This window comes from Streptococcus sp. 2741, assembly GCF_013276315.1.
Lineage (GTDB): Bacteria > Bacillota > Bacilli > Lactobacillales > Streptococcaceae > Streptococcus > Streptococcus pseudopneumoniae.
This window is the reverse complement of the sequence record NZ_VMKU01000075.1, coordinates 1-11,589: the sequence shown is the minus strand read 5'-3', so window position 1 is coordinate 11,589 and position 11,589 is coordinate 1. Positions and strand designations below refer to the sequence as shown.

Annotated in this window: 9 protein-coding genes; 3 read left to right on the top strand and 6 right to left on the bottom strand. The window is 40.5% G+C overall.

Annotation, left to right across the window (positions count from 1 at the left end):
- Window positions 1-177 precede the first annotated feature (177 nt).
- From tacF to HT671_RS07915, 3 genes are read left to right on the top strand one after another with little or no spacing between them, the layout of a single operon-like run.
- Complete coding sequence (gene tacF, locus HT671_RS07925) at window positions 178-1,665, top strand: type IV teichoic acid flippase TacF (RefSeq protein ID WP_172923114.1); 1,488 nt, start codon at window positions 178-180, stop codon at window positions 1,663-1,665.
- 9 nt (window positions 1,666-1,674) lie between these two features.
- Window positions 1,675-2,478, top strand: coding sequence for a phosphorylcholine transferase LicD (locus HT671_RS07920; protein WP_000811884.1), 804 nt, complete (start codon window positions 1,675-1,677; stop codon window positions 2,476-2,478).
- A 1-nt stretch (window position 2,479) separates the two neighbouring features.
- Complete coding sequence (locus tag HT671_RS07915; RefSeq protein ID WP_001199655.1) at window positions 2,480-3,289, top strand: phosphorylcholine transferase LicD; 810 nt, start codon at window positions 2,480-2,482, stop codon at window positions 3,287-3,289.
- Between the two features lie 271 nt (window positions 3,290-3,560).
- Here HT671_RS07915 and carB read toward each other — a convergent pair whose 3' ends face one another.
- The 6 genes from carB to HT671_RS07885 form a co-directional block, all read right to left on the bottom strand.
- Window positions 3,561-6,737, bottom strand: a complete 3,177-nt coding sequence (gene carB / locus HT671_RS07910; protein ID WP_138703139.1) for a carbamoyl-phosphate synthase large subunit — start codon at window positions 6,735-6,737, stop codon at window positions 3,561-3,563.
- Window positions 6,738-7,185: 448 nt separating this feature from the next.
- Window positions 7,186-8,265 (bottom strand): carbamoyl phosphate synthase small subunit, encoded by a 1,080-nt coding sequence (locus HT671_RS07905; RefSeq protein ID WP_000166853.1) that lies wholly within the window; start codon window positions 8,263-8,265, stop codon window positions 7,186-7,188.
- A gap of 49 nt (window positions 8,266-8,314) precedes the next feature.
- A complete protein-coding gene (locus HT671_RS07900; RefSeq protein WP_023936533.1) occupies window positions 8,315-9,238 on the bottom strand; it encodes an aspartate carbamoyltransferase catalytic subunit in 924 nt (307 codons plus the stop codon).
- A gap of 18 nt (window positions 9,239-9,256) precedes the next feature.
- A complete protein-coding gene (gene pyrR / locus HT671_RS07895) occupies window positions 9,257-9,778 on the bottom strand; it encodes a bifunctional pyr operon transcriptional regulator/uracil phosphoribosyltransferase PyrR (RefSeq protein WP_000850023.1) in 522 nt (173 codons plus the stop codon).
- Window positions 9,779-9,988: 210 nt separating this feature from the next.
- Window positions 9,989-10,618 carry an endonuclease III gene (nth, locus tag HT671_RS07890; RefSeq protein WP_000244443.1) on the bottom strand — a complete coding sequence of 210 codons (630 nt, stop codon included), beginning with the start codon at window positions 10,616-10,618 and terminating at the stop codon, window positions 9,989-9,991.
- Complete coding sequence (locus tag HT671_RS07885) at window positions 10,618-11,160, bottom strand: DUF177 domain-containing protein (protein WP_023936535.1); 543 nt, start codon at window positions 11,158-11,160, stop codon at window positions 10,618-10,620. The genes nth and HT671_RS07885 overlap by 1 nt, the downstream gene beginning before the upstream one ends.
- Window positions 11,161-11,589 lie beyond the last annotated feature (429 nt).

The window sequence follows — 11,589 nt, the reverse complement described above, 5'->3', positions numbered from 1 at the left end:
CGAGAAAAACTGGCTTGAATCCATAATCAAAAAGCAAACTAGGAAGCTAGCCGTAAGCTGTACTTGAGTACGGTAAGGCGACGCTGACGTGGTTTGAATTTGATTTTCGAAGAGTATTACTGCCCTTCATTTCTTATTAGCTGACTTTATGATATAATGAAAAACGAGGTAAATTGAATGAAAAGTATAAAATTAAATGCTCTATCTTACATGGGAATTCGTGTCTTGAATATTATTTTTCCCATCTTAACTGGAACCTACGTCGCGCGTGTCTTGGACCGAACTGACTATGGTTACTTCAACTCAGTCGACACTATTTTGTCATTTTTCTTACCCTTTGCGACTTATGGGGTCTATAACTACGGTTTACGAGCCATCAGTAATGTCAAGGATAACAAAAAAGATCTGAATAGAACCTTCTCCAGTCTTTTTTATTTGTGCATAGCTTGTACAATTTTGACCACTGCGGTCTATATCCTAGCCTATCCTCTCTTCTTTACAGATAATCCAATCGTCAAAAAGGTCTACCTTGTTATGGGGATTCAACTCATTGCCCAGATTTTTTCAATCGAATGGGTCAATGAAGCTCTGGAAAATTATAGTTTTCTCTTTTACAAAACTACCTTCATCCGTATCCTGATGCTGGTCTCTATTTTCCTGTTTGTCAAAAATGAACACGATATTGTTGTCTATACACTTGTGATGAGTTTATCGACACTGATTAACTATCTGATTAGTTATTTTTGGATTAAAAGAGACATTAAGCTTGTTAAAATTCACATCAGTGATTTTAAACCGCTCTTTCTCCCTCTGACAGCCATGTTGGTCTTTGCTAATGCCAATATGCTCTTCACTTTTTTGGATCGTCTCTTCCTCGTTAAAACAGGGATTGATGTCAACGTTAGTTACTACACCATAGCTCAACGAATTGTGACCGTTATTGCTGGTGTTGTAACAGGAGCTATCGGAGTGAGTGTGCCTCGTCTTAGTTACTATCTAGGAAAAGGCGATAAGGAAGCCTATGTTTCTCTGGTTAATAGAGGTAGTCGAATCTTTAACTTCTTTATCATTCCACTGAGCTTTGGACTCATGGTTTTAGGACCAAATGCCATCCTACTTTACGGTAGTGAAAAATATATCGGAGGTGGCATCTTGACCTCTCTCTTCGCTTTTCGTACGATTATCCTGGCCTTAGATACCATTCTTGGTTCCCAAATTCTCTTTACCAATGGCTATGAAAAACGTATCACAGTCTATACAGTCTTTGCTGGGCTACTCAATTTGGGCTTAAATAGTCTCCTCTTTTTCAACCATATCGTGGCTCCTGAATACTACTTACTGACAACTATGTTATCAGAGGCCTCTCTACTTGTTTTCTATATCATTTTCATCCATAGAAAACAACTTATTCACTTGGGACATATCTTTAGCTATACTGTTCGATACTCTCTCTTTTCACTTTCTTTCGTAGGAATTTATTTCCTGATCAATTTCTTGTATCCTGTGGATATGGTCATTAATTTGCCATTTTTGATGAATACTGGTTTGATTGTCTTGCTATCAGCTATCTCTTATATTGGTCTACTTGTCTTCACAAAAGATAGCATTTTCTATGAATTTTTAAACCATGTCCTAGCCTTAAAAAATAAATTCAAAAGATCATAGGAGTTTAAAATGAAACAACTAACCATTGAAGATGCCAAACAAATTGAATTAGAAATTTTGGATTATATTGATACTCTCTGTAAAAAGCACAATATCAACTATATTATTAACTACGGTACTCTGATTGGGGCGGTTCGACATCAAGGCTTTATTCCTTGGGACGACGATATTGATCTGTCCATGCCTAGAGAAGACTACCAACGATTTATTAACATTTTTCAAAAGGAAAAAAGCAAGTATAAGCTCCTTTCCTTAGAAACTGATAAGAACTACTTTAACAACTTTATCAAGATAACCGACAGTACGACTAAAATTATTGATACTCGAAATACAAAAACCTATGAGTCTGGTATCTTTATCGATATTTTCCCTATAGATCGCTTTGATGATCCTAAGGTCATTGATACTTGTTATAAACTGGAAAGCTTCAAACTGCTGTCTTTCAGTAAACATAAAAATATTGTCTATAAGGATAGCCTTTTAAAAGATTGGATACGAACAGCCTTTTGGTTGCTCCTTCGACCGGTTTCTCCTCGTTATTTCGCACATAAAATCGAGAAAGAAATTCAAAAATATAGTCGTGAAAATGGTCAGTATATGGCTTTTATCCCTTCTAAATTTAAGGAAAAGGAAGTCTTCCCAAGTGGTACCTTCGATAAAATAATTGATTTACCCTTTGAAAATTTAAGCCTTCCAGCACCTGAAAAATTTGATACTATTTTGACACAATTTTATGGAGATTATATGACCCTACCACCAGCAGAAAAACGCTTCTACAGTCATGAATTTCACGCTTATAAATTGGAGGATTAGGATGCAATATTTAGAAAAAAAAGAAATTAAAGAAATTCAACTAGCTCTGCTAGACTATATTGATGAGACTTGTAAGAAACATGATATTCCTTATTTTCTCAGTTATGGAACCATGCTTGGAGCCATCCGCCACAAAGGTATGATTCCTTGGGATGATGATATTGATATTTCCCTTTATCGTGAGGATTATGAGCGTTTACTGAAGATTATTGAAGAAGAAAATCACCCTCGCTACAAGGTTCTTTCCTACGATACATCTTCTTGGTACTTCCATAATTTCGCATCGATTTTGGACACTTCTACTGTTATAGAAGACCATGTTAAGTACAAGCGTCATGATACCAGCCTTTTCATCGATGTCTTCCCAATTGATCGATTTACAGACTTGAGCATTGTCGACAAGAGCTATAAGTATGTGGCTCTTCGTCAACTAGCTTATATCAAAAAATCACGAGCAGTTCACGGTGATAGCAAATTAAAAGATTTTCTTAGATTATGTAGCTGGTATGCCCTCCGAGTGGTCAATCCCCGTTACTTTTACAAGAAAATTGATCAGCTAGTCAAAAATGCTACAACCAACTCTCCTCAATATGAAGGAGGAATTGGGATCGGTAAGGAAGGGATGAAAGAAATCTTCCCAGTTGATACCTTTAAAGAACTGATTTTGACTGAATTTGAAGGTCGTATGTTGCCTGTGCCAAAAAAATATGACCAATTTTTAACCCAGATGTATGGGGATTATATGACACCACCATCAAAAGAAATGCAAGAATGGTATAGTCATAGCATTAAAGCTTATCGTAAAAACTGATTGAGGGCGACCATACAAACTACTAAGATAGAGGTTATTCAAAAACATAATTTTAGTAGAAAATGAAGTAAATATTCCTACAATAAAACGCATAATATCAAGGTTTTCAACACCTGATATTATGCGTTTTATAATTTTAAAGACTTTTTTCTATAGTAGATTGAAATAAGATACGAACAAATCAATTAGAAAATTCAAATTAATTTCTAGAAATATTTTAGTATTCCTGTGTACTGTTCTAAATTCAGTCTGCTATATCTTATTTTTCTATTTAAATCGCTTCTGTAACAAAGCTACGACTTTCAAGTACCTTAAGCATGGCATTAGCTGTATCTAGCGCTGTGAAGAGGGGCACCCCGTGTTCAATGGCTGAACGGCGGATTTGCTCACCATCTTCGTCAGCAGTTCGTTTTGTTCCAACTGTGTTAATGATAGCTTGAATTCTTCCTTTACGAACAAAGTTTGGAATATCCTTATCGTCATCACCAATCTTACCAACAGGCTGAGCATATAATCCATGACTGGCAAAGAAGGCTGCTGTCCCTTCTGTCGCGAGGATTCCATAGCCAATATTTTGAAAACGACGAGCCAAGTCCAAGGCTTCTTCTTTGGCATCATCAGCGATGGTAAATACAACATTTCCAAAGGTTGGCAAGTGGAGGTAAGAAGCTTCAAAAGCTTTATAGAGAGCTTTTTCCAAAGTAGTATCAGAACCCATAACTTCCCCTGTTGACTTCATTTCAGGACCAAGTAAGCTGTCTACCTTAGCTAGTTTGGTAAAGGAGAAGACAGGTGCCTTGATATGAACGCGAGTGCTTTCAGGGTAAAGTCCATCTTGGTAGCCAAGTTCTTCAAGGTTTTGACCAAGAATGAGCTTGGTCGCTACTTGAGCCATAGGAATATTAGTTACCTTAGAAAGGAATGGAACGGTACGGCTGGCACGTGGATTGACCTCAATAACGTAGACTTTTTCATCCTTGATAACAAACTGAATGTTCATCATTCCAAGACAGTTGAGGCCGATTGCTAGGCGTTTGGTGTAGTCTGCGATGGTTTCCTGCACCTTTTGAGACAAGGTTTGCGGAGGGTAAACAGCCATTGAGTCACCTGAGTGGACACCAGCACGTTCGATATGCTCCATGATACCTGGGATAAGGACATTTTCACCATCTGAGATGGCATCAACTTCGCACTCCTGACCAACGATATAAGAATCGACAAGAACTGGGTGGTCTGGACTAGCCTTAACCGCTGTACGCATGTAAGAACGAAGATCTTCTTCATTTTCTACGATTTCCATGGCGCGTCCACCAAGTACATAAGATGGGCGAACAAGGACTGGGAAACCAATCTTACGTGCTGCAAGAACTGCTTCTTCTTCATTGGTAGCCGTTTGTCCTGGTGGCTGTGGAATGTCCAATTCTTTGAGAGCTTGCTCGAAGAGGTCACGGTCTTCAGCACGGTCTAGGTCAGCGACCTGTGTACCAAGGATGGTCACACCTGCTTTTGCCAATGGCTCCGCAAGGTTGATAGCTGTTTGACCACCGAACTGAACGATAACCCCTTTTGGTTGCTCCAAGTCGATGACATTCATAACATCTTCGAATGTCAATGGCTCAAAGTAAAGCTTGTCTGATACCGAGAAGTCTGTTGAAACAGTCTCTGGATTTGAGTTCATGATGATAGCTTCATAACCAGCTGCCTGGATAGCCTTAACTGAGTGAACCGTTGCATAGTCAAATTCGACCCCTTGACCGATACGGATTGGACCTGAACCTAGGACAAGTACAGATTCTTTATCAGATCTGATAGACTCATTTTCCCATCCATAGGTTGAATAGAAATATGGTGTTTCAGAATCAAACTCCGCAGCACAGGTATCGACCATCTTATAAACTGGAACAATCTTGTTTTCCAAGCGAAGTTGACGAAGTTGATCAGCAGTTGTTTTCCAAAGTTCCGCAATCTTACGGTCTGAGAAGCCATTAAGTTTAGCTGTTTTCAAGACTTCTAGATCTTGTGGATGAGCACCCAATTCCTGCTCAATTTCAAAGATATGTAGGAGTTTATCCAGATAAAAAATATCGATTTTTGTAAGCTCTGCAATTTCTTCAGGTGTGTAGCCACGACGAATTGCTTCTGATACGTAGAAGAGACGGTCATCTTGGGCTTTGACAACCTTTTCAATCAAGGCATCATCAGAAACTGCTGCAAGTTCAGGTATTTCATTGTGGTGCACCCCAATTTCAAGGGAGCGGCAGGCCTTGAGAAGAGATTCCTCGATATTACGACCGATTGCCATGACTTCTCCAGTCGCCTTCATTTGTGTACCGAGACGGCGTTCACCCTTTTCAAACTTGTCAAATGGGAAACGAGGAATCTTGGCAACCACGTAGTCAAGGGCTGGTTCAAACATGGCATAGGTTGAACCTGTAACTGGGTTGATGACCTCATCCAAGGTCAAACCTACTGCAATCTTAGCAGCCAATTTTGCAATCGGATACCCTGTCGCCTTAGATGCTAGGGCTGAAGAACGCGACACACGAGGGTTTACTTCGATGACATAATACTTGAAACTGTGTGGATCAAGGGCCAGCTGAACGTTACATCCCCCTTCAATCTTAAGGGCACGAATGATGCTCAAGCTCGCGTCACGTAGCATTTGGTTTTCATAGTCTGCCATGGTTTGCGCAGGAGCAAATACAATGGAATCTCCTGTGTGAATTCCGACTGGGTCAAAGTTTTCCATGTTACAAACAACCAAAGCATTGTCAGCTGAGTCACGCATCACTTCGTATTCGATTTCCTTGAAACCTGCAATCGAACGCTCAATCAAACATTGGGTCACAGGTGATAATTTCAAACCATTTTCAGCGATTTCACGCAATTCTTCCTCGTTGGCACACATACCACCACCAGTACCACCAAGGGTAAAGGCTGGACGAACGATAACTGGGTAACCAATTGTCGCTGCAAAGGCAACAGCTTCTTCGACTGTGTTGACAATTTCAGATTCTGGAATTGGTTGGTTGAGCTCTTCCATCAATTGTTTAAAGAGGTCACGGTCCTCCGCTTGATCAATGGCAGATAGTTTAGTACCCAGAAGTTCAACACCAAGCTCATCTAGGATACCATTTTTAGACAATTCCATGGCCATATTAAGCCCTGTTTGACCACCGAGTGTTGGTAGCAAGGCATCTGGACGCTCCTTACGAAGAATACGTGTCACAAACTCAAGTGTAATCGGTTCAATATAAACCTTGTCCGCAATCTCCTTGTCCGTCATGATGGTTGCAGGGTTTGAATTAACCAAAACCACCTCATAACCTTCCTCTTTCAAAGACAAGCAAGCCTGGGTCCCAGCGTAGTCAAACTCAGCAGCCTGACCAATAATAATCGGACCAGAACCAATCACCATAATTTTTTGAATATCAGTACGTTTAGGCATATATAAGATATTAAGGGCGTCAAGCGGACAAAGCTAAAATAGGAGTTATGACGAAGAACTGTCAGTTCTAGGAATAACTATCTTTTTAGCACCGTCCGTAGCCCGTATTCAGTTCAGCAAATACGGACCACCCTTCTCCTTTCTATTCGTCGCCTCACTGAGCGACATTAAATAAATTCTCCGACGATTTTTTAGCGAAACGATATTTTTCGGTAAAAAATCTAGTGCAGGGAGTTTTTAGTTCGCCTGATAGCGACTAAAAGAAACGACCTGCCTTTCTATTCGGCAACTCTCAGATTTCCATTAAATAAGATACAAAGGACGAATAGAAAGCGATTGAATTTTAGGAAACCAAGGAAGGATTGACAATCCAAGTTGGTTTCTCTAAATTCCGAGCTTTCCGTCCGTGTTCAGTTACATAAATTCTCCGACGAGCTTTTACTCATTCTTAGTTTGATTGTTTAAAAGCTTCCATCATCTCGATAAACTCGTCAAATAGGTAGCTAGCGTCGTGTGGACCAGGGGCTGCATCTGGATGGTATTGAACAGAGAAAGCAGGTTGGTATCTGTGACGCACACCTTCAACTGACTTGTCATTGATTTCTTCATGGGTGATAATCAAATGCTCTGGCAAATCCTCACGGCTAACTGCATAACCATGGTTTTGACTTGTAAAATCCACACGTCCTGTAGCAATTTCGCGTACCGCATGGTTGAATCCACGGTGTCCAAATTTCATCTTGTAAGTCTTAGCCCCGTTTGCCATTGCAAAGAGTTGATGCCCCATACAAATACCAAAAATTGGAATTTTTCCTTGTACACCACGAATCATATCCAGTGCTTGGGGAACATCTTCTGGATTTCCCGGTCCATTTGACAACATAACTCCGTCAGGGTTGAGATGGAGAATTTCTTCAGCCGTTGTTGAATAAGGAACGACTGTCACGTTACAGTTGCGCTTAGAGAGTTCACGTAAGATTGAGTGCTTGAGACCAAAGTCCACTAGCACTACGCTCAAACCAACTCCTGGAGCTGGATACGAAGTTTTAGTAGAAACCTGCTTGATATTGTCTGTCGGCAAGACTGTTGCTTGGAGCTGGTCCGTCACATGGTCCATACTGTCCCCAACATGGGTCAAGGTTGCACGCATCGTACCATGCTTACGGATAATCTTGGTAAGAGCACGTGTATCAATCCCTGAAATACCCGGAATTTTCTTGGCTTTCAAAAATTCATCCAAGGTCATTTGGTTGCGCCAGTTACTAGCTCTACGTGCTTCTTCGAAAACAACAACTCCCTTACAAGTTGGAATAATGGATTCGTAATCATCACGGTTAATTCCATAATTTCCCACCAAAGGATAAGTAAAGGTCAAGATTTGTCCATTATAAGACTGGTCTGTAATGGATTCTTGGTAGCCGGTCATGCCTGTATTAAAGACAATTTCACCAGTTACATCAATATCTGCTCCGAAGGCCTTGCCTTCAAAAACTGTACCATCTTCTAATACTAGAAGTCTTTTTGTCATATTTTCACCTCTCGTGGACGCTCACTGGCGTCTTTTAACGTCTTGTGTTTTAGTTGGCGTTTCTACTCGCCAGTACGGATTCTAAGATTGCCATTCGAACAAAGACACCATTGGTCATTTGTTGGACAATCCGTGATTTTGGTGCTTCAACCAAGTGGTCTGCGATTTCTACATCACGGTTGACTGGAGCTGGGTGCATGAGGATTGCTGTTTCTTTCAAACGGTCATAACGTTCTTGAGTCAAGCCATGTTGGGCATGGTAGTCTTCTTTTGAAAAGACTGCTCCGCTATCATGGCGTTCATGTTGCACACGGAGAAACATCATGACATCCACCTGATCAATGATTTCATCAATGGTTACAAACTGTCCATAGTCTGCAAACTCTTGACTTCTCCATTCCTCAGGTCCAGCAAAATAAAGTTCAGCTCCCAAGCGTTTCAAAATCTGCATATTGGATTTGGCAACGCGTGAATGGTCCAAGTCACCTGCAATCGCAACCTTGAGACCCTCAAAGTGGCCAAATTCCTCATAAATAGTCATCAAATCAAGCAAGCTCTGGCTAGGATGTTGTCCCGAACCATCTCCACCATTGATGATGGAAGTCGTAATCGTGGGACTAGCAATTAACTCTCTGTAGTAGTCAACCTCAGGGTGGCGAATCACACAGACATCCACTCCTAAAGCAGACAGAGTCAAAATGGTATCATAAAGTGTCTCACCCTTATTGACTGAACTAGTCTTCACATCAAAGTCAAGTCGTTCCAGCCCCAGTTTAATCTCTGCCACTTCAAAGGACTTATGCGTCCGTGTAGAATCCTCAAAGAAAAGATTGGAAACAATCGGGTGGTTTTCATAAGGAAGCTGAGCTCCGTTTTTAAACTCAATCCCTCGTTTGATCAATTTCATCACTTGATCGACAGTGAGGTCTTCCATGGACACCACATGGTTCAATGCTTGTTGATTTTCTGACATGGCCACTCCTTTAGCTTTCTAAGCTTCTTCAGTAATCAGAACTCTGTCTTGACCATCAAGTTCTGCCATCTCTACGATGATTTCTTCAGAACGACTGGTTGGGATATTCTTCCCAACGTAATCTGGACGGATTGGCAATTCTCTATGTCCACGATCGACTAGAACTGCTAAACTTACGCGCGCAGGACGACCATGACCTACAATATTATCAATAGCAGCACGGATGGTACGACCTGTATAAAGCACATCGTCCACCAAGATAACTTCGCGGTCTGTCACATCGACAGAAACCAAAGAAGTATCTTCTCCACTTTTAACATCATCACGGAAGGGTTTAGTATCCAATTCCACAACCGGAACTGAAAGGTTTTCTAGTTGCTCCAAACGTTCTTGGATACGATGGGCGATAAAGACACCGCGAGTTTTAATACCAGCCAAGACGATTTTATTCAAATCTTTGTTGCGTTCAATAATCTCATAAGTAATACGCGTAATCGCTCGTTTGACGGTCAATTCGTCTACAACTTCTTTTGTCTTCATGACAAACCTCCAAAAAGAAAAGTCTCCTTAAACAAGGAGACTTGAAATGTATAGCTAAGCAAGCCCTACTGCACACAGTATAGACTTCACCCTTCTACTTTATCGCGCTCCTTGCCTGCCTCACGGGACAAGTTTAAAGGAATATTTAGTTATCAATTACTATAGCACAAAGTAAGCTTAAAATCAAGCAAAAACTTTCGATTTTCCATCTTACAAATTGCTAAAATCATATAACTGTGGGTACTGGTCACACTCTGGATTTTTAGGATGACAAATGGCTCTTCCAAAATAAATCATGGCCTGATGAGCTGCTAACCACTGCTCAGGCGGCAAGATATCCATGACCCGCTTTTCCACCTCAAGTGGTGTCGCTGATTTTTTGACGATATCGTGGTGTTTGCAAATACGCTCCACATGAGTATCCACTGCAAAGGCTGGAATCCCAAATCCTACACTCATAACAACATTGGCTGTCTTGCGACCAACACCTGCCAAACTCTCCAATTCCTCACGTGTTTGAGGGACTTGACCATCAAAATCGTCTAGTAACTGTTGGGCACATTTTTTAAGGAATTTAGCCTTATTTCGATACAGTCCCAGTCGAGAAATGTGTGAAGCAATCTCACTCTCTGTTGCAACAGACATGGCTTGTGGCGTTGGAAAGGCAGCAAAGAGGCCTGGCGTAGCCTTATTTACCGCTGCATCCGTCGTCTGGGCTGACAACATGACCGCAACCAAGAGTTCAAAATGATTAGTGAAATCAAGACTGGGCTTGGCATCTGGAAAAAGAGCAATGATTTCTTCTAGCACCTTTCGTGCTCGTTTTTTTGACAAAACCATTATTCGTCTCCATCAAATAGTCCTTGTAAACCAGCAAAAGGACTGTTTTCTTCTTTCTTAACTGCTTGTTGAGCTTGGTATTCTTCTTCTGTCATGATTTGCCAGTCATTTCCTGAAACAAATCCTTGGCCAGCTTCTTCTTCAGCCGTCAAGACCTTGATAGGAATGTTTAGTAGGATATTGTCTGACACGCTCTCAGCAAGGTCAAGTTCTCCATTTTCGATAGGCAGGACCAAGTCATCGTCTAAAACTTCCTGATCTAGTTGGTTAGTTGCACCTTCCATGAAAACTTCCGTTACTGGATAAGATTCAACTAACTCAACTGGCTCCATACTACGACTTGAAGCAAGAACAATGGTATAAGATAGTTGATAATCTAAGAAATACATACGGTTTTCGTACTGTACTTTCCCAACTGCAAGGATATTTTTTACATCTAAAATTTCTTGATTACGTGCACGCAGGTCTGCGACTAGGTCTAACGTTTGTTCAAAATGCAAGCCTTCAGACTGCTTGCGTATCTCTTGAATATTTAATTTCATACTTCCTCCATAAAGATTTACTCTCTTGATTATACCATGAAAAGCCTACAAATCAACCCACCAAACTTTGTAATTAACATTCAAGTTTTTAATATGTCCACTATGATATTTTGTTTTTTAGTGCTATACTACATCAGAGCAAGGAGGATGCCCCTATGGAAGACAAAGAACTCGGTACTAATGCTTATCACTCGTATTTTAGAGCTTGGAATTTCCAGTTTTCTGTTGACAAAATTTCCTTAAAAGTATAGTATAAAGATACCAATACTCGGAGGTAAGGGAGACATGAACAACTAAGCCTATCAAATAAAAAACCTTTATTTAGTAGATCTTGTTTTTGTCTCTTTTTGTGTACTCTTTTATGCTCTTTTTCTGGCATTTTATACTCAATGAAAATCAAAGAGCAAACTAGGAAGCTAGCCGTAGGTT

Coding starts and splice junctions, on each gene's coding strand:
- HT671_RS07900 (WP_023936533.1), bottom strand. CDS start 9,238: ATGTCAGAAAATCAACAAGCATTGAACCATGTGGTGTCCATGGAAGAC.
- tacF (WP_172923114.1), top strand. CDS start 178: ATGAAAAGTATAAAATTAAATGCTCTATCTTACATGGGAATTCGTGTC.
- HT671_RS07905 (WP_000166853.1), bottom strand. CDS start 8,265: ATGACAAAAAGACTTCTAGTATTAGAAGATGGTACAGTTTTTGAAGGC.
- HT671_RS07920 (WP_000811884.1), top strand. CDS start 1,675: ATGAAACAACTAACCATTGAAGATGCCAAACAAATTGAATTAGAAATT.
- HT671_RS07885 (WP_023936535.1), bottom strand. CDS start 11,160: ATGAAATTAAATATTCAAGAGATACGCAAGCAGTCTGAAGGCTTGCAT.
- pyrR (WP_000850023.1), bottom strand. CDS start 9,778: ATGAAGACAAAAGAAGTTGTAGACGAATTGACCGTCAAACGAGCGATT.
- HT671_RS07915 (WP_001199655.1), top strand. CDS start 2,480: ATGCAATATTTAGAAAAAAAAGAAATTAAAGAAATTCAACTAGCTCTG.
- carB (WP_138703139.1), bottom strand. CDS start 6,737: ATGCCTAAACGTACTGATATTCAAAAAATTATGGTGATTGGTTCTGGT.
- nth (WP_000244443.1), bottom strand. CDS start 10,618: ATGGTTTTGTCAAAAAAACGAGCACGAAAGGTGCTAGAAGAAATCATT.